Raw genomic sequence first — 16,946 nt, forward strand, 5'->3', positions numbered from 1 at the left:
GGGCGCCGCGCCGCGCCCTACCGGGTGCCCCCCGTGACGTGCAGGGACACCGGGACCGGCGGCAGCCAGTAGGGCGTGTCGCCACGCATGACGAGGGACGCCGTGAGGTCCTGCGGCCCGCGCAGGCCGCGGGCGTCCGTCGTGACGGTGAGGGTGGCGCGCTCGCCGGGGCGCAGGGTCAGACGCCCTGGGCTCGCCGAGAGCCAGCCCACGTCCGTCTCGGTCCCGTCCCAGCCGGGCAGTTCCTCCACGGTGGCCACCGGCACCGGGAAGCGGCTCTGGCCGCTGCCGCCCACCCGGTACAGGCCCGGGGCGCCGCCGCCGCGGTAGACGGCGGTCGCGGTGCGGGGCAGCGCGCTCCAGGTGTCGCTGCCCGGGTCGTAGGCGTAGCCCTCCGGGGTCAGGACCCTGTTGACGCCGACCCGCTTGAAGCCGCCGGACACCAGGAGCCGCCCGTTCGCGGCGGCGTAGGCGGCGGTGGCCAGGCCGACGGGCATGTCCGCGACGGGCTGCCAGGTGTAGGAGGCCGGGTCGTAGACGTACGCGGCGGACGTCTCCACGTACTCGTGCGTGCCGCCCGCGCAGTAGAGCCTGCCGCTGACGGCGCCGCAGGAGGCCCAGCTGATCGTCTGCGGGTAGTCGGCGGCCCTGGCCCACCTGCCGGAGGCGGGGTCGAAGACGTCGACGGTGCTCGCGCACTCGGTGTTGGTGCAGCCGCCCACGACGTACAGCCGCCCGTCGAGGACGGCGCCCGCCGCGCCGTAGTGGCCCTGCGGGACGGCCGGTCCCTTCGTCCAGGTGTTCCGCGCCGTGTCGTAGACCTGGAGGGTGCCGCTGACCGTCTCCTGCGGGCCCCAGCCGCCGACGGCGTAGAGGCGGCCGCCGATCATCCCGTGGGCGGTGGCCTGCCGGGGCTCGGGCGCCGGGGCGCCGCGGGTCCAAATGCCCTCCGACGGGTCGTACACGTACACGTCGGCGGTGGGCGCGGAGCCGTCGGAGCCGAGGACGGAGTAGAGCCTGCCCCGGTCGGTCTCCACCGCGTTGTCCATCACCGGGACGGGGAGGTCCGGAAGGGTGCGCCAGGCATCGGCGGGGGGTGCCGAGCCCGGGCCGGTGCCGGTGCGCTCGCCGACGCGGAGCGTGGCGGGGGCGGTGCCGGTGTTGCGGACCGTCACCTTGCGGACCGCCTTGCCGCCCGGTGCCGTGGTGGTGTCGATCCCGGTGGTGCCGAACGACAGCCGTCCCGCCGCGAGGCGGAAGGAGGCCCGGACGACCCGGTCGGGACGGACGGTCACGGTACGGGAGGCCGTCCGGTAGGCGGGCTCGGCGGCGATGACGGCACGGCTGCCGCCGCCCGGCACGAAGAGGCGGTAGAGGCCGTCGCCGACGCGCGGGTCGCCGCCGGCGGGGGCGGCCGGCGCCGAGGGCCCGTGGGCGCCGGCGCGCACCACCGCCGCGGCCAGTCCGTGTCCGGTGTTGGCGTCGGTGACCGTGCCCGCGACCACTCCGCCGCGGACCGGGGTGAGGGTCCGCCGGCTGACCGTCACGTCGTCGACGGCCCAGAGCATGCCGGGCCCGGTGAAGTGGAAGCGCAGTCGCACCGCGCGCTCACCGGCGTAGGCGGTCAGCGGGACCTCGACGCGGCCGCTGGTCCACAACTGGTCCTGGTGCCACACCGTCGTCCAGGTCCTGCCGCCGTCGTCGCTGACGTCGACGTCGCCGCTCTGCTCCGCGGCGCCCCGGTAGTCCGTGGCGAAGGCCAGCGCGGGATCACCGGTGCCGCCGAAGTCGTAGTCCGGGCTGACGAGTTGGGTGTCCAGGGCGGTGTCCCAGCCGGCGTGGTCGTTGTCGGCGACCGCGAAGGCCCCCGAGCCGCCGGTGGAGTTGCCGCGCCCGCCCGGATCGTCGAACGACCAGCCGCGGGCGGTCCCGGGGACGTCGACGACGCTCCAGCCCGCGGGGGCCCCGGCCGTGGAGTCGAAGGACTGGGTGCCGAGGTCGCGCACCGTCAGGCGGTAGGCGGGGTCGCCGGCCGCCCAGGTGTCCGCGGGCAGCGCCAGCCGCAGCTCCCGGTCGGCGGCGCCGACCGCCACCTGCCGTACCAGGGACCGGTAGTGCGAGTCGTCGGCGACGACCCGGAGGGTGTAGGTACGGTTCGCGGGCAGGTCGAGGCGGTACGCGCCGGTGTAGGGGTCGGACCAGGCCGGGGCGCCCGGAACGCCGTCCACGGTGATCTTCGCGTGCAGCGGCCAGCCGTGCCCCGAACCGTCGTTGACGGTGCCCGACACCCGGTGGGTCGCCAGTTTGCGCAGGGCGACGTCCCGGGTGGCGGCGGCGCCGTCGCGGACGTCGACGTCCGCCGCGCCGCCGGGCGCGTAGCCGTACGCCTGGACCTCGACGTCGTGCCGGCCGGCGGGCAGCGGCAGGGTGTAGCGGCCGCGGGCGTCGGTGGTGGCCCGGAAGACGCCCGCCGTCACCGCGGCCCCGGGCAGGGGCGAGCCGCTGCGCCGGTCGGTGACCGTGCCCGTCACCGTGCCGTGCGGCCCCATGCGGAAGGCGTCCGTGCCGTCCGGGGTGCCGAGGCCGGTGGGCCCGTCGTAGCCGGGGCCCGCGCTGCACAAGTAGGCGGGGGCGCAACGGCCGTTGGCGCCGTCGGTGACGTCGTGCAGTCCGGCGCCGCCGCGGGCGTACGAGTAGGTGTTGGGGTACGTCCCGGCGACCGGGGCGTCCGCGACGGCGTAGACGCCGGCGATGATCGGCGCCGAGGCGCTGGTGCCGCCCGCCACGCCCCAGCCGCCGCCGTTGTAGCCGTCGTAGACGGCGACACCGGTGGCCGGGTCGGCCACGGCGGACACGTCGGCGACCGTGCGTCCGGCGCAGCCGGCGTCCTTCTGGAACGCGGGCTTGGGCTCGTGGCGGGAGCAGCCGGAGCCGGTGCCGGCCCCGTCGTGGTCCCACACCGACTCCGACCAGCCTCGGGCCGTGCCTGCGTCCCGGGTGAGGGTGGTGCCGCCGACCGCGGTCACGTACGGGGACGCGGCCGGGTAGGCCACCCCGTAGCGGGAGTCGCCGGAGGAGGCGACGACGGCGACACCGGGGTGGTCGTAGTGGACGTCGGCCGCGGACTCGCCCGGGTCCTCGGGGAAGAACGCGTAGTTGGAGCCGTAGGAGTTGGAGACGTATCCCGCGCCGAGCGCCACGGCCCGGTCGACGGCGGCCCCCAGGTCGTCGACGCCGGCGGAGTCCGCCTCGACCAGCAGGATCCGGGCGCCGGGGGCGACCGCCGAGACCATGTCCAGGTCGAGGGAGATCTCCCCCGCCCAGCCGGGGTCGGGGTCCGGGTAGCGGGTGCCGCCGCGCTGGTCGACCTTGGTGAAGCAGCCGTTGGCGGTGGTGCAGGCGGGCAGCCCGTACTGCGCCCGGTAGACGGCGAGGTCGGCTTCGGCGTCCGGGTTGTCGAAGGCGTCGACGACGGCGACGGTCCGGCCCGCCCCGCCGCCGGCGGGCAGGCCGTACGCGCCGCGCAGGTCGGCAGGGCCAAAGCCCTCCGGTTCCTGCCCTGCCGTCCGCAGGCCCTTGCGCGCGGGGAGGTCGGTGCGCCGCAGGCCGAAGCAGGTGAACTCGTGCGGCTCGGGCGTGCCGCAGAGCGGCTCGACGTGGCCCGGCGGTGTGTGCGCGGACGCGGACGGCGCCGTGCCGGGCCCGTCCTCCGCGGCCCGGGCCGGACCGGGGGCGACCCCGAGCACGGCCAGGACGGCGGCGCTCAGCAGACCGGCACCGAGGGACAGCCGTCTGCGCCGGTGGCGCGGACGGCTCGGGAACATGGACAATTCGCAACTCCTGTCGGCATCCTCGGGCGGCGGCACACACCGCCCCCGGATGGGTGAGTTGCGCGAAGTCCGGCACAAGTTCCCGGTCCGCCCGGGTAATTCGCGACCGACCGCGCCGCCGCGGCCGTCAGGCCGTGTCCACCAGCCACTGCCGTACCTGTCTGCGCGCCTTGTGCAGGCGGGACTTCACCGTGCCGAGCGGGATGCCGAGGCGCTCCTCGATCTCGCGGTACTCCATCTGGCAGATGTCGCGGTACACCAGCGGCGCGACCAGTTCGGGGCTGACGGCCTCCAGCCGTTCGAGGGCGTCCAGCAGGTCGAGCCGGGTCCCCGCGACCACGCTGGTCCTGCGCGGGTCGGGCGTGTCGGCATCGGCCGCGGAGAGGGGCTGTTCGGCGCGCCGCCGTTTGAGCTCGCGGTACTTCTGGCGGGCGCAGTTGGCGACCACCGTGTACAGCCAGGTGTGGAAGAGGCTGCGCCCCTCGAAGGAGCCGATGCTGCGGGCGACCTGGAACAGCACGTCCTGTGCGGCCTCCTCGGCGTCCTCGCGGTGGGGCAGGAAGCGGCCGCAGCGGCGCAGGACCTCGGGCCGGATCCGGGCGAGCAGCAGTTCCAGGGCCGCGGCGTCCCCGGCCGCCGCCCGCGCGGCGAACTCCTCCGTCTCCTGGGCGGGCGTCACAGGGGTCCTCCTCGGTCCTTCCGGTGGTCGGTGCATGATAGGCACATGCCCCCACCTCAGCAGATCGGCCGCTACCGGCTGGTGCGGCCCGTCGGCTCGGGGGCGTTCGCCATGGTGTGGCTGGCCCACGACGACGCGCTCGACGCGCCGGTCGCCGTCAAGGTGATGGCCGAGAACTGGGCGTACCGCGTGGACCTGCGGGAGCGTTTCCTCTCCGAGGCCCGGCTGCTGCGCATGGCCGCGTCCAGCCGGCTGGTGCAGGTCTTCGACATCGGGGAACTCCCCGACGAGCGGCCCTACTTCGTGATGGAGTACGCCGACGGGGGCACCCTGGACGACCTCCTCGCCCGCGGACGGCCGTCCCTGCCCGAGGCGCTGCGGCTGACGGCGGAGGCCGCCCGCGGCGTGGCGGCGCTGCACGAGGCGGGTGTCGTCCACCGCGACATCAAACCGTCCAACGTGCTGATCAGCGGCGCCCGGGAGGGCCGGGAGCGGGTGCTCGTGGCCGATCTGGGCCTGGCCAAGGCGCTCGCCCAGGCCTCAGGCCTGACGATGGCCGCCGGTTCGGCGGGCTACATGGCGCCGGAACAGGCCCGTCCGGACGGCGGCATCGACGTGCGCGCCGACGTGTACGGGCTGGGCGCCCTGCTGTACCACCTGGTCACGGGCTCGGTCCCGGGTCCCGCGGGCGAGGTCGTACGGCCCCGCCGGTTGCGCCCGGGCCTCCCGGCGACGGTCGAGCGGGCGGTGCTGCGCGCCCTGCAGCCGGACCGCCGCAAGCGCTGGCCCAGCGCGTCACGGTTCGCCGACGAACTGGAGGCGCTGGCCGCCCGGTCGGCCGGTCACGAGGAGGCGCGGCCGCGCCGACGCCGCGGGCGTGCCCTGGTGGTGGCCCTGTGCGCCGCGTCGCTGGCGGCCGCCGGCGCGGGCCTGGCCGCCTCACGTTCCGGTGCGCCCCGGGCCGCGGCGCCGACGGTGGTGAGCGACGCCACCGGCCGGATCCGGGTGGAGGTCCCCGCGGGATGGGGCCGGGAACTCGTACCGGGCGGCTGGGACCCCGGCGCGCTGGGGCTGCCCGGATCGCACGCGCCGGCCCTCCTGGTCACCTCGGACGCGGCGAGGTGGCAGGACCTGGGCGCCGGCGTCGACGGCGTGTTCGTCGGGCTGAGCGAGGGGGGCGATCTCACCGCCCGGGTGGGTGCGGTCCGTCACGGCGGCTGCCGCTACCGGGGCAGCCGGGGCTGGGGGAAGGACGGGCCGCCGGGGTGGAGCGGCCGGGTCCGGCACTGGACCGACTGCGGCGCGCGGGGCGGCTCGGTCGACGAGATCAGCCTCACCCGGGCGGGTGCCGCCTCGACCGGGGTGTACGTGCAGATCCGGCAGGCCGGCGGCCGCGACCTGACCGATGATGTCCTCGGCGGTCTGCGGATCACCGGGTGAGACACCGGCCGCCGCGTCCGGCGGCCGGGAGCGACCGCCGGGAAGGACCGCCGAGAACTTCCGCCGCCCGCCGTGCATCCCACGGGGTGTACGGATGCGGACCGGCACAGGGCCACCACGGCCTGCCGAGGAGGAACGGGACATGCACGTGGCCGAGCACGAGACGATGCGCGAGGAGATGCGGGCGAGGATGACCGGCGAACGGTCCGGGCGGAGCGCGACGCCGGGGCGTAGCGCACCGCGCGTCGGCAGGGGCCGGCTGCTCCCGCTGCTCGCGGGCGGTCTCGTCCTCGCGGCGGCGCTGACCGGCTGCGGGGACGGCGGCGCGAAGGACACCGCGAGCGCCCCCCGGACGCTGCCCGGCTCGGCCGGCCCGGCGAGCGGGGACCCGGCGGCCTCCGGCCCACCTCCCGGGGAGACCTCCGCCTCGGAGCCCCCCGTGTCCTCGCCGCCCCCCTCCCGGGGGCACGCGAGCACCCCGCCGCAGTCCGGCGGGCGTTGCCACACCTCGGACCTCTCGGCCTCGATCGGCCGCAACGACCCCGGCGCGGGCCAGGAGAACTTCCCGGTCGTCCTCACCAACCGCTCCGGCCGCACCTGCACGGTCCTCGGCTTCCCGGGCCTCGCCTTCGTCAACGCCGCCGGGGAGCAGGTGACCGTGGACCCGGAGCGCGCCACGGGTCAGACCGCGCGGCGGGTCACGCTGGCACCGGGCGCCAGTGCCTGGGCGGCGATGTCCTTCGCCAACCCGGGCATCACGGGCGTGACCACGGTGACCCCGGCGGCGGTACTGGTCACCCCGCCGGACGAGACCTCGTCGCTGAAGGTCCCGTGGACCGGCGGCAAGGTGTCCAACACCGGGAAGGCGTCCGTGCCCCGGCTCGGCCCGTTCCAGCCGGGGAGCGGGCCGGCGTGACGGACGCCGCCGTTCACCGCCGCCGGGCGGCCCCGACCAGCCTGCCGAGCGGCCCCTCGTGGAGTCCCTGGCTCGTGAGCGCGTGGTAGAGGATCACCACGGCGATGCAGACCACCCCCACGGCCGGGGCGACGAACCAGCCGCCGATGCCGCAGACCACGTACAGGACGAGGCCGGTCAGCGGCCGGATCCGCTGCGACCGGAGCCAGTGGGGGGACACGCCGGGCTCCAGCAGTTCCGGGCGGCCGCACAGGTAGCTGAACACCCCCCACCACGGGGCCGACATGACGGCCGCGACCAGCGCGTACAGGACGACCGCCACGCGCTGGTCGTGGGCGGTCCCCCCGTCACCGAAGGCGTCCCCCAGGACCGCGGTGGGGAACGGCACGATCACGGCGCTGAACAGGATCGCGAGGTTGATCCACAGCAGGCCGACGTCCATGCGCCGGATGCGGCGGAACAGCCCGTGGTGGTTGAGCCAGATGACACCGACGTAGAGGAAGGAGACGAGGAACGCCACGTAGGCGGGCCAGGCGACGGCGAGTGCCGGCACGAGGCCGCCGGGCGCGTGGTGCGGATCGTAGACGTCGAGGACGAGCAGGGTGATCACGATGGCGAAGACGGCGTCGCTGAAACCCTCGACCCGGTTGGTCTCCGACAGGCGCATGCCGTCGTCGGCGGCCGCGCTTGACGGAACGTCACGATCCGGTGGGTTCGGCATGGTGTGATCCTAGGGTCCGGGGCGCGGGGGCGATCAGATGCCGCGCAGCATGTCGGACCCGCGGGGAAGCCCCGTCCGGGCGGTGGCGCGGGGCCGCCGGGCCGGGCTGGGCCGCGGCACGAGGGGGTACGCCACCGGCTTGCCCGCGCGGTCGCGGGAGCCGGGGCCGGTGATCCGCCGGCGGCAGCCGGCCGGCCCGGGTCGTCGCCGTCAGGGTCGTCGCCGTCGGGGCCGTGCGGGCCGCCGGGCACGGGGACGACGCGTGCCTCCCCCACGGTGCCGGCGTGGCCGTCGGCACCGTGGCCGGCCGTACCCGCGCCTCCGGCCCGGAATTCGTTCCTTCTGCGCCGGCCATTCGAGCTGCGCATGCCTCATCGCTCGCGGTTTCGCAGGGCGTTGGCCAAGGATGGAGTGATGGACTACAGCCTCGAGGTCGTCATCGTCCCGGTGACCGACGTCGACCGGTCGGCGGCGTTCTACACGGAGCGCGCCGGCTTCTCCCTCGACGTCGACTACGCGCCCGCCGACGGATTCCGCGTCGTGCAGCTGACGCCGCCGGGTTCCGCGTGCTCGGTGCAGCTCGGCGTCGGTCTGACCGATGCGGTCCCCGGGTCACTGCACGGCCTGCACCTCGTCGTCGACGACGTCGAGCGGGCCCGCCGCGAACTGACCGAACGAGGTGTCGCCGTCGGGGAGCCGCGGCACAAATGGCCCGTCGAGGACTGGCGGGGCGGGTTCCGGCCCGGGGTGGACCCGGAGCGCCGCGACTACGCCAGCTCCGTCACCTTCGCCGACCCGGACGGCAACACCTGGGTGGTGCAGGAGCGCGGTTTCCACAGGGCGGCCTGACCCCGCGGGGAGCACGTCGTCCCACCGGAGCCGCTTTCGGTTCCTGTACGTTTCGAACAGTTCGGATAGATTTTACATATGGCGACACTGCGGGCACTGGAGTGCCTGGTGGCCCTGGTCGACGAAGGTTCGGTCACCCGGGCCGCGGCGTCCCTGCACATGTCGCAGCCGGCGCTCTCCCACCAGATCGCGGCGCTGGAGCGGGAGCTCGGCACCCCCGTCGTCGAGCGGCTGGCCCGCGGCGTGCGGGTGACGGCGGCCGGGCGCGCCGCGGCCGAGGAGGCCCGGATCGCGCTGGACGCCGCGGCCCGGGCCGTCCGGATCGGACGGCAGGTCGGGATGGGCGACGGCGGGCGGCTGCGGATCGCCTGCGCGGAGACCATGACCGCGTGGCTGCTGGTACCGGTACTGCGCCGCTGGCGCGCGCACCGGCCCGGGGTGCGGCTGGAGCTGGCGGAGTTCACCAGTGCCGACCGCATGGTGGAGCACCTGAACAACGGCGCCACCGACCTGGTCGTGGGACCGGAACCCACCGCGACCACCGCCCACACCGAGGTGCTGGGCCGGGAGGAGATGGTGGTGGTCACCTCGCCCGCCCACCCGTTCGCCGCCCGCGCCTCGGTCGGGCCCGGGGAGCTCGCCGGCGAGCCGTTCGTGCACTACGACCCCGGCAACGGCATGGCCGTCTGGGTGGACCGGTTCGCCGCCTCCCACCAGGTGACCCTGAGCCCCGTGCTGCGCACCCGCAGCCCGCGCACCGCCGCCCAGCTCGCGGGCGCGGGCATGGGGGTGAGCCTGGTGCCGGTGTCGGCGCTGGCCGGACGTCCCGCCGCGGTCGTCCGGCGGCTGGAGCCCCGTGTGCACCGCGACATCGTGGCGCTCACGCTGACGCCCTCGGACGCCCTCGTGCGGCGGTTCGTCGCCGACCTGCGCCGCCGGGGGCTGCCGAACGTGGACACCGCCGCCGCGCTCCCGGCCGCGTAGCCGCCGCGGCCCGGCCGCCGAGATGCCCGCCCCGAACAGGAACGCAACCGACCACAACCGACCACAGCGCCCGAGGAGGCCCGATATGACCGGCACCGTCCACTACCGCACCGTCACCGTCGACGGCCTGGAGGTCTTCCACCGGGAGGCCGGCGACCCATCGGCCCCCGTGCTGGTGCTGCTCCACGGGTTCCCGACGAGCTCGCACATGTTCCGGAACCTGATCCCCGCCCTCGCCGACCGCTACCGCGTGATCGCCCCCGACCACATCGGCTTCGGGCAGTCGGCCATGCCGGCGGTGACGGACTTCCCGTACACCTTCGACGCCCTCACCGAGGTCACCTCCGGCCTGCTCGAACAGCTCGGCGTGGACCGCTTCGCCGTGTACGTGCAGGACTACGGGGCGCCCATCGGATGGCGGCTCGCGCTGGCGGACCCGCGACGGGTCACCGCGATCGTCAGCCAGAGCGGCAACGCGTACACGGAGGGCTTCGCCAGGCCGTTCTGGGACGGGCTGTTCGCCTACGCCGAGGACCCGGGCCCGGGGACCGAGGCGGCCGTGCGCGGCGCGCTCACCCTGGAGGTCACGCGCTGGCAGTACCTGAACGGGGTGGACGACCCCAGCCTGGTCAGCCCCGACAACTGGGTCCACGACCAGGCGCTCCTGGACCGGCCCGGCAACGACGAGGTCCAGCTCAGCCTGTTCCGCGACTACCCGCGCAACGTCGACGCGTACCCGGCGGTCCACGCGTACTTCCGGGACTCGCAGGTCCCACTGCTGGCGGTCTGGGGCGAGCGCGACGAGATCTTCGGGCCCGACGGCGCCCGTGCCTTCCGGAAGGACCTGCCGGACGCCGAGGTCCACCTGCTGGAGACCGGGCACTTCGCGCTGGAGAGCCACCTGGAGACCGTCGCCGGGCACATCCGGGACTTCCTCGGCCGGGTCCTGACCTGAGCCGCAGGGGCCCGCGGGGCCACGGCCCGGAGGACAGCGGAGACCGCGGAGACCGGCCCGTCGATTTCCGACGTGGTCGCCTCCGAAAGACGAATCCTTGATCGCTTGTTCCGGGTACGCGGCGGACCTAGCGTCGAAGTGACCATCGCGAAGACCCACGAGGAAGGACGAGCCATGGGACTGTCCTGGCAGCAGGGGCCGCTCTCCACCACCCGGATCGGGCGCTTCCTGGTGCCCGGTCCGCTCCCCGAGCGGCTGCTCTTCGCCGAGCGCCTGCGACGGCGCATGAGGGTCAGGTTCGCCGGCGAGTGGATCGCCGACAGCGAGGACGTGGTGCTCCTCCACGAACCCGGCCGCTACCCGGTCGCCTACTTCCCGCGCTCCGACGTCCTGCCGGAGGCGCTGGTCGCGGGCGACCACGTCACCCGGCACAAGGACCTGGGGACCACGGCCTGGTTCGCGGTACGGGCCGGCGGCCGGACGACCGAGCGCGCCGCCTGGGAACTGGTCGCGCTCCCGGAGCACGCGTCCGAGCTCAGGGGGCGGATCGCCTTCGCCTGGCGGGCGATGGACGCCTTCTACGAGGAGGACGACCGGATCCTCGGCCACGCCGCCGACGCCTACCACCGCATCGACATCCGCACCACCTCGCGCATGCTGGAGGTCCGCTCCGAGGGCCACGTCGTGGCCCGCTCCGAGCACCCCGTGGTGCTGTACGAGTCGGGCTTCGCGCCCCGCTGGTACGTGCCGCGCGCGGACGTCGACGCGTCGGCGCTGACGCCCGCCGAGGACCGGACCTTCTGCCCGTACAAGGGCATCGCCGAGTACTACGACATCGGCGGCGTCCGGAAGGCCGCGTGGTCGTACCGCGACGCCTACCCGGAGGTCGGCCGCATCGACGGCCTGGTGTCCTTCGAGCCGGACAGGGTCGAGGTCGCCCTCGACGGCAAGCGGCTGGAGGCGGAGCCGGGCCAGCAGGTCCTCCCGCACGGCGTGGACCGCGGCCTCGACACGGACGAGGTGCGGGGCCGTTAGGGCGCGTCGTCGCAAGGGCCGTCCCGCCCGCACACCCACGCGCGATACACGCACACGATGAGATCGAGGGAGAGCCCCCATGTCAGCTTCCCTGCGGGACCGGACGGTCCTGGTGGTGGGCCGCGGCAGCGGCATCGCCCGGGCGGTCGCCGAGGCGGCACGCGCCGAGGGCGCCCGGGTCGTCGCCGCCGGACGGTCGCCAAGCGGCCTCGAAGAGGCCTACGAGGGCACGGACGTCGCCGTACGGCAGGTCGACCTCACCGACGAGGAGTCGATCGCGAGGCTCGCCGAGGACCTCGGCAACGTGGACCACGTCGTCTCCACGGCGTCCGCCCGGGCCCGCGGCAGGGTGTCCGAGCTGACGCCCGAGGCGATCGTCCTGTCCTTCCGCACCAAGGTGGTCGGGCCGATCATGCTGGCCAAGCACTTCGCCCCGCGCATGCCGCAGGACGGTTCCTTCGTGCTGTTCTCGGGCGTCGCGGCCCTCGAACCCGACCCGGGGTTCCTCGCGGTCGCCGCGACGAACGGCTCGGTGAACACCGTCACCCGGTCACTGGCCGTCGAACTCGCCCCGATCCGCGTGAACGCCGTGTCCCCCGGCACCATCGACACCGGCGCGTGGGACGGGCTGGGCGACGCGGGCAAGTCCGAACTCTTCGCCCGCCTGTCCGGGAGCAACCCCGCGCGGCGGATCGGCACGCCCCAGGACGTCGCCCAGGCGGTGGTGTTCGCGATGACCAACACGTTCATGACCGGGGTGTGCCTTGCGGTCGACGGCGGCCAGCCACTGGTGTGAGACCTCGCGGTCGCACGCCGGCCCGCCCGCCCTCACCCGGTCCGCGTCCCGGTCATGCGCGGCGCGAGGGCGTCCAGTTGACGGTCGTGCGCCCGGCTGAGCAGGAGCAGCGACAGCACGGCGCCCACCAGGGCGCAGAACATGTCCCACTGGGTGTCCCAGACGTCCCCCTGCGTGGCGAGGAAGGCGTCCGCGGCGTCCCCGCCGATCAACGCCGCCCACCACTCCAGCAGTTCGAAGAACGCGCTGAACGCCATGCACGCGCACACGGTCAGCGGCGCCAGCCACCGGCTGCCGCGCAGCGGGGAGGTGCGGACGAGGACCTCGCGCACCAGCACGGCGGGCACGAAGCCCTGCATGAGGTGGCCGATCCGGTCGTACGGGTTGCGCGACAGGTCCAGGGTGTCGCGCAACCAGTCCCCGAACGGGACCTGGGCGTAGGTGTAGTGACCGCCCACCGACAGGACCAGGGCGTGCAGGGCGAGCAGCGCGCACAGCAGCCCGGTCAGCGGGAACCGGCGGCGCAGCGCCACCGCGAGCGGCAGCCCGATGACGATCCAGAAGGTCTCCAGCACCCATGTGCCGCGGTCCCGGGGCTGGATCCCGGACACCACCAGGGCGGTGAGCGCGACGGCGGCGGCAGCCATCGGCAGTCCGGCGCGCCGGACGGGGACGGTGAGGTCTGTCATGCCCCCAAGGGTCGTGGGACCCGGCACGCGAACGCATGAGTACGGCTACTCACTTGGGAGACGCAGGTCACACCGTGCCGTGTCACTGGGGCGCGGGCCGCCTCGTCCCAGGGGGTGAGTCCGTGGACGACCGCGGACGTCCACACGGGACACAGGAGGAGCACACCATGGACGCGCGACTGGACTACTTCGCCGACCCGGCGGCGAGCAGGGCCCTCAAGCACTTCATGGCGGTGGGCACGTGGTTCAAGGAGTCGTCGCTGCCCGCCGCAACGCAGGAACTGGTGGCGCTGCGGGTCAGCCAGATCAACGGCTGCGCGGCCTGCGTCGACATGCACACCAAGGAGGCCGCCGCCGCGGGCGAGACACCGGTACGGCTGCACCTGGTCGCGGCGTGGCGGGAGGCCACGGTCTTCACCGAGGGCGAGCGCGCCGCGCTGGAACTGGCGGAGGCGGGCACCCGGGTCGCGGACGCGGGCGCCGGTGTCGGCGACGAGGTGTGGGCGCGCGCCGCCCGGCACTTCGACCGGGAGCAACTCACGGCCCTGGTCGTCCTGGTCTCCTTCATGAACGCGGTGAACCGGCTGAACGTCATCTCCCGGCAGCCGGCGGGCGACTACGTGCCCGGCCGGTTCCACTGACCGGGACCCGGGGAAGGGAATGCGGCGTGACCAAGGTGGAGGACTTCGAGGAGCTGCGGCCGCTGCTGTTCTCGATCGCCTACCGGATCCTGGGCAGCGTGGGCGAGGCGGAGGACGCGGTGCAGGAGACGTGGCTGCGCTTCGACGCCTCGTCCACCCGGCCCGTGTCGACGAAGGCGTTCCTTTCGGCGACGGTGACGCGGGTCTCGATCGACGTGCTGCGTTCCGCGCGGGTGCGGCGGGAGGAGTACGTCGGGCCCTGGTTCCCCGAACCGCTGCTGAGCGATCCGTACCAGGATCCGGCCCGGTCCGCGGAGCTCGCCGACTCGGTGTCGATGGCGGCGCTCCTGCTGCTGGAGCGACTCAGCCCGCTCGAGCGGTCGGTGTTCGTGCTGCGGGAGGTGTTCGGCTTCGGCTTCGACGAGGTCGCCGGGGCGGTGGGGCGTTCGGAGGCGGCGTGCCGTCAGCTCGTGGTCCGGGCGCGCCGGCACATGGCGGCAGGGCGGCCGCGGTTCGCGGCGGACCGCGAGGCGCGGGAGGAGCTGGCGCGGCGGTTCTTCGACGCGTTGAAGGACGGGGACGTCGACGCGTTGCGTGAGCTGCTCGCAGCCGACGTGCAGCTCGTGGGGGACGGCGGCGGCCGGGCCCCCCAGCTGGCGCGGGCCGTCGCGGGCGCGGAGAACGTGGCCCGGCTGCTGGGCACGGTCTTCCCCCTGCTGCTCCGGATCGGCGTGACGTTCGAGCCGCACGAGGTCAACGGCCAGCCCGGGGCGGTCTTCCGCGACCGGGACGGCAGGGTCCTGCACACCCTCGCCCTCGACGTGCTCGACGGGCGGATCCAGGCCGTCCGCACGGTGCTCAACCCCGGCAAGCTCGGCCACCTCGGCCCGGTCGCCGACGCCTGGGCCCTGCACCGGGAGGTGCAGCGGGCACGGAGGGAGGGGAGTTGACGCGCCGGCACGCCATCGCCGGCGCGCGGGTCGAGGACGACCGCGCCGAGCCGGGCGACGCCGCCGTCCGCGGCCCGCACGAGAAGTCCCAGCCCGCCCTCCTCCCCATGGTGAGGCGCGGGTCGCCGACGTCGTGCGGTTCCAGGACGGCCCGCACCACCGCCAGGTCGACGGGCACGGGCTCATCCACCCTGCCGACAAGGTGAGGATCGACGGGCTCGACCCCACGACAGCCCCTCCCCCGCCAAAAGCCTGTGCGGCCGCCGGGAGGGGAACCTACCCTCCCGGCCATGGAACTTCGCGAAGAGCTCCCCGGCGACCACGCGTCCGTGCGGGACGTCCACCTGCGGGCGTTCGGCGGCCACGGACGGGGCGTGGCAGACCTGGTGGACACCCTGCGCGGTGACGTCACTCCTGGTGGCGGGGGCTCGCTGGTGGCCGGGCTCGACGGCCGGGTCGTCGGGCACGTCATGTTCACCCGCGCCCTGCTCGACGCCCCGCGCCGGCTGGTCGACGTGCGGGTGCTGAGCCCGCTGGCCGTGGCGCCCGGGCACCAGCGGAGCGGCGTCGGCACCGCGCTGGTCCGGCACGGTCTGCGGATCCTCACCGAGCAGGCGGTCCCGCTGGTCTTCGTCGAGGGCGATCCCGCGTACTACACGCGCCTCGGGTTCCTGCCCGGCGGGGAACTCGGCTTCCGCAAGCCGTCGCTGCGCGTCCCCGACGCCGCCTTCCAGGTGTTGCCGCTCCCCGCGTACGAGCCCTGGATGACCGGCACCTTCGTCTACACGGACGCGTTCTGGCGTCACGACGCGGTCGGCCTGCGCGACGCGGCGGCGCCGGAAAACCACGTGACGCCCGGCGCACGGTAGCCGACAATCCACGCGTGGCCACCTTGAACGTCGACGGCACCGAACGCGGCCCGTACGTCCGTCGCTCGCCGACCGCGCGGGTCGGTCGCACCTACGGCGCGATCCCGCCGACGGCGCTGGTGCTGCTCGGCATCGTCAGCGTCCAGCTGGGCTCGGCCCTGGCCAAGAACCTGTTCACCGAGGTGGGCAGCTTCGGGACGGTCGCGCTGCGGCTCTTCTTCGCGGCGGCGGTGCTGACGCTGTTCTGGCGCCCGTCGCCGCGCATGAGCCGTCGCGCGTGGACGGTGGTGCTGGGCTACGGCGTGGTCCTCGGCACGATGAACCTGTGCTTCTACCTGTCGCTGGCCCGCATCCCGCTGGGGATCGCGGTGACCGTCGAGTTCCTGGGGCCGCTGGCGGTGGCCCTGGCCGGGTCGCGGCGGTGGCTGGACGCCTTCTGGACCGTGCTCGCCGCGTGCGGTGTGCTCCTGCTGATGGAGGGACGCGGCGAACTCGACCTGGTGGGGCTTCTGCTGGCCCTCGCGGCGGGCACGTGCTGGGGCCTGTACATCCTGGTCGGTGCCGCGCTCGGCCGTCACACCACGGAGGGCAACGGTCTGGCCCTGGGCATGACCGTCGCCGCGCTGGTCACCGTGCCGTTCGGCGTGGCCGACGGCGGGACGTCGCTGCTCCAGCCGTGGGTGCTCCTGGCGGGGCTCGGCGTGGCCCTGCTCTCCTCGGTGATCCCGTACTCGCTGGACCTGGAGGCGCTGCGCAGGATCCCCCCGCGCGTGTTCGGCATCCTGATGAGCCTCGAACCGGCGATGGCGGCCCTCATCGGCCTCGTCGTGCTCCGGGAGTCGCTGCACCTGTCGCAGTGGATCGCGGTGCTGTGCGTCGTGGCCGCCTCGGCGGGCGCCGCCCGCGGCACCCGTACGGACGCGTGACCGCCGGTCCGGACGCGTGACCGCCCGTCCGGCCCCGGACGACACGTCGAGCAGCGGTGGCCCGGGCCGCACGGCCCGGGCCACCCTCCGCTCAGCCCGTGGGGACGGGGAAGAGCATGCAGCTGCTCGTGGCGTGCGCGAGCAGGCGGTCGCCGGCGTCGAACAGCTCCGCCTGGGCGAGGGCGGTGCGGCGGCCCTGGTTGAGGACGGTGCCGACGGCACGGACCTTGCCGGTGTCGACGGTGACCGGGCGCAGGAACTTCAGGTTCAGGTCGAGCGAGGTGTAGCCCATGCCCTCCGGGAGGACGGACTGCACCGCGCAGCCGGCGGCGGAGTCGAGGAGGGTGGCGTAGACGCCGCCGTGGACGCTGCCGATGGGGTTGTAGTGCTCCTCCCCCGGTTCCATGGCGAAGACCGCGCGGCCGGCCTCGACCTCCTCCAGGGTGAACCCGAGGGTCGAGGCGATGGGGGGAGCGGGCAGCCGTCCGGCGAGCACGTCGCGCAGGAACTCCAGGCCGCTGGTGCGGCCGACCGCGGCCGCGGAGACCTTCGGGTCCCCCCACTCGAACGTGCGTGACCTCGCCATCGGGCGTTCCCTCCCTGACCAACTGACTTCGGCGTTCGAAGTTAGCCAGTCGCACCTCTGGATGTCAATGCCGAAGCCAG

Annotated in this window: 16 protein-coding genes; 11 read left to right on the forward strand and 5 right to left on the reverse strand. The window is 74.6% G+C overall.

Features of this window, described 5'->3' with window-relative positions; all coding sequences use genetic code 11:
* Nucleotides 1-17: 17 nt before the first annotated feature.
* A complete protein-coding gene (locus ABZ479_RS34965; RefSeq protein WP_500465350.1) occupies nucleotides 18-3,824 on the reverse strand; it encodes a carboxypeptidase regulatory-like domain-containing protein in 3,807 nt (1,268 codons plus the stop codon).
* 133 nt (nucleotides 3,825-3,957) lie between these two features.
* On the reverse strand, nucleotides 3,958-4,509 hold the full coding sequence (locus tag ABZ479_RS34970; RefSeq protein ID WP_500465313.1) for an RNA polymerase sigma factor: 552 nt from the start codon (nucleotides 4,507-4,509) through the stop codon (nucleotides 3,958-3,960).
* 45 nt (nucleotides 4,510-4,554) lie between these two features.
* Between ABZ479_RS34970 and ABZ479_RS34975 the strand changes: the two genes are divergently transcribed.
* Both ABZ479_RS34975 and ABZ479_RS34980 read left to right on the forward strand, forming a co-directional pair.
* Entirely contained in the window at nucleotides 4,555-5,949 is a 1,395-nt protein-coding gene (locus ABZ479_RS34975; RefSeq protein WP_500465314.1) for a serine/threonine-protein kinase, read from the forward strand.
* Between the two features lie 142 nt (nucleotides 5,950-6,091).
* Nucleotides 6,092-6,865, forward strand: coding sequence for a DUF4232 domain-containing protein (locus tag ABZ479_RS34980; protein ID WP_500465315.1), 774 nt, complete (start codon nucleotides 6,092-6,094; stop codon nucleotides 6,863-6,865).
* Between the two features lie 13 nt (nucleotides 6,866-6,878).
* Here ABZ479_RS34980 and ABZ479_RS34985 read toward each other — a convergent pair whose 3' ends face one another.
* Nucleotides 6,879-7,586 (reverse strand): TMEM175 family protein, encoded by a 708-nt coding sequence (locus ABZ479_RS34985; protein ID WP_500465316.1) that lies wholly within the window; start codon nucleotides 7,584-7,586, stop codon nucleotides 6,879-6,881.
* Between the two features lie 414 nt (nucleotides 7,587-8,000).
* On the opposite strand from ABZ479_RS34985, the gene ABZ479_RS34990 reads away from it, so the two are divergent.
* The 5 genes from ABZ479_RS34990 to ABZ479_RS35010 all read left to right on the forward strand — a co-directional run bounded on the left by ABZ479_RS34990 (nucleotide 8,001) and on the right by ABZ479_RS35010 (nucleotide 12,205).
* Nucleotides 8,001-8,435 carry a VOC family protein gene (locus ABZ479_RS34990; RefSeq protein ID WP_500465317.1) on the forward strand — a complete coding sequence of 145 codons (435 nt, stop codon included), beginning with the start codon at nucleotides 8,001-8,003 and terminating at the stop codon, nucleotides 8,433-8,435.
* 78 nt (nucleotides 8,436-8,513) lie between these two features.
* Nucleotides 8,514-9,419, forward strand: a complete 906-nt coding sequence (locus tag ABZ479_RS34995; RefSeq protein ID WP_500465318.1) for a LysR family transcriptional regulator — start codon at nucleotides 8,514-8,516, stop codon at nucleotides 9,417-9,419.
* A gap of 85 nt (nucleotides 9,420-9,504) precedes the next feature.
* Nucleotides 9,505-10,374, forward strand: coding sequence for an alpha/beta fold hydrolase (locus ABZ479_RS35000; protein ID WP_500465319.1), 870 nt, complete (start codon nucleotides 9,505-9,507; stop codon nucleotides 10,372-10,374).
* Between the two features lie 138 nt (nucleotides 10,375-10,512).
* The gene (locus ABZ479_RS35005; RefSeq protein ID WP_500465320.1) at nucleotides 10,513-11,409 is read left to right on the forward strand and encodes a DUF427 domain-containing protein; all 897 of its coding nucleotides are present in this window, start codon (nucleotides 10,513-10,515) and stop codon (nucleotides 11,407-11,409) included.
* A gap of 79 nt (nucleotides 11,410-11,488) precedes the next feature.
* Nucleotides 11,489-12,205: an SDR family oxidoreductase gene (locus ABZ479_RS35010; protein WP_500465321.1), complete on the forward strand. Its 717-nt coding sequence runs from the start codon at nucleotides 11,489-11,491 to the stop codon at nucleotides 12,203-12,205.
* A gap of 32 nt (nucleotides 12,206-12,237) precedes the next feature.
* Here the strand turns inward: ABZ479_RS35010 and ABZ479_RS35015 are convergent, their stop codons facing one another.
* Nucleotides 12,238-12,894, reverse strand: coding sequence for a DUF2238 domain-containing protein (locus tag ABZ479_RS35015; RefSeq protein ID WP_500465322.1), 657 nt, complete (start codon nucleotides 12,892-12,894; stop codon nucleotides 12,238-12,240).
* Between the two features lie 167 nt (nucleotides 12,895-13,061).
* Here ABZ479_RS35015 and ABZ479_RS35020 point away from each other — a divergent pair, with 167 nt between their 5' ends.
* The 4 genes from ABZ479_RS35020 to ABZ479_RS35035 all read left to right on the forward strand — a co-directional run bounded on the left by ABZ479_RS35020 (nucleotide 13,062) and on the right by ABZ479_RS35035 (nucleotide 16,280).
* Nucleotides 13,062-13,535 carry a carboxymuconolactone decarboxylase family protein gene (locus ABZ479_RS35020; protein WP_499606706.1) on the forward strand — a complete coding sequence of 158 codons (474 nt, stop codon included), beginning with the start codon at nucleotides 13,062-13,064 and terminating at the stop codon, nucleotides 13,533-13,535.
* A gap of 26 nt (nucleotides 13,536-13,561) precedes the next feature.
* Nucleotides 13,562-14,485 (forward strand): RNA polymerase sigma-70 factor, encoded by a 924-nt coding sequence (locus ABZ479_RS35025; RefSeq protein ID WP_500465323.1) that lies wholly within the window; start codon nucleotides 13,562-13,564, stop codon nucleotides 14,483-14,485.
* A gap of 290 nt (nucleotides 14,486-14,775) precedes the next feature.
* A complete protein-coding gene (locus tag ABZ479_RS35030) occupies nucleotides 14,776-15,354 on the forward strand; it encodes a GNAT family N-acetyltransferase (RefSeq protein ID WP_500465324.1) in 579 nt (192 codons plus the stop codon).
* Between the two features lie 14 nt (nucleotides 15,355-15,368).
* A complete protein-coding gene (locus ABZ479_RS35035) occupies nucleotides 15,369-16,280 on the forward strand; it encodes an EamA family transporter (RefSeq protein ID WP_500465325.1) in 912 nt (303 codons plus the stop codon).
* Nucleotides 16,281-16,371: 91 nt separating this feature from the next.
* On the opposite strand, the gene ABZ479_RS35040 is transcribed toward ABZ479_RS35035, so the two are convergent.
* On the reverse strand, nucleotides 16,372-16,866 hold the full coding sequence (locus tag ABZ479_RS35040) for a PaaI family thioesterase (RefSeq protein ID WP_500465326.1): 495 nt from the start codon (nucleotides 16,864-16,866) through the stop codon (nucleotides 16,372-16,374).
* Nucleotides 16,867-16,946 lie beyond the last annotated feature (80 nt).

Source organism: Streptomyces sp. NPDC005722 (assembly GCF_040630935.1).
Taxonomy (GTDB): domain Bacteria; phylum Actinomycetota; class Actinomycetes; order Streptomycetales; family Streptomycetaceae; genus Actinacidiphila.

Excerpts from the sequence above, each read along its gene's own strand:
- ABZ479_RS34985 (WP_500465316.1), bottom strand. The coding sequence starts at position 7,586 with ATGCCGAACCCACCGGATCGTGACGTTCCGTCAAGCGCGGCCGCCGAC.
- ABZ479_RS35030 (WP_500465324.1), top strand. The coding sequence starts at position 14,776 with ATGGAACTTCGCGAAGAGCTCCCCGGCGACCACGCGTCCGTGCGGGAC.
- ABZ479_RS35015 (WP_500465322.1), bottom strand. The coding sequence starts at position 12,894 with ATGACAGACCTCACCGTCCCCGTCCGGCGCGCCGGACTGCCGATGGCT.
- ABZ479_RS35000 (WP_500465319.1), top strand. The coding sequence starts at position 9,505 with ATGACCGGCACCGTCCACTACCGCACCGTCACCGTCGACGGCCTGGAG.
- ABZ479_RS34980 (WP_500465315.1), top strand. The coding sequence starts at position 6,092 with ATGCACGTGGCCGAGCACGAGACGATGCGCGAGGAGATGCGGGCGAGG.
- ABZ479_RS35040 (WP_500465326.1), bottom strand. The coding sequence starts at position 16,866 with ATGGCGAGGTCACGCACGTTCGAGTGGGGGGACCCGAAGGTCTCCGCG.
- ABZ479_RS34965 (WP_500465350.1), bottom strand. The coding sequence starts at position 3,824 with ATGTTCCCGAGCCGTCCGCGCCACCGGCGCAGACGGCTGTCCCTCGGT.
- ABZ479_RS34975 (WP_500465314.1), top strand. The coding sequence starts at position 4,555 with ATGCCCCCACCTCAGCAGATCGGCCGCTACCGGCTGGTGCGGCCCGTC.
- ABZ479_RS34990 (WP_500465317.1), top strand. The coding sequence starts at position 8,001 with ATGGACTACAGCCTCGAGGTCGTCATCGTCCCGGTGACCGACGTCGAC.
- ABZ479_RS35010 (WP_500465321.1), top strand. The coding sequence starts at position 11,489 with ATGTCAGCTTCCCTGCGGGACCGGACGGTCCTGGTGGTGGGCCGCGGC.
- ABZ479_RS35020 (WP_499606706.1), top strand. The coding sequence starts at position 13,062 with ATGGACGCGCGACTGGACTACTTCGCCGACCCGGCGGCGAGCAGGGCC.
- ABZ479_RS34995 (WP_500465318.1), top strand. The coding sequence starts at position 8,514 with ATGGCGACACTGCGGGCACTGGAGTGCCTGGTGGCCCTGGTCGACGAA.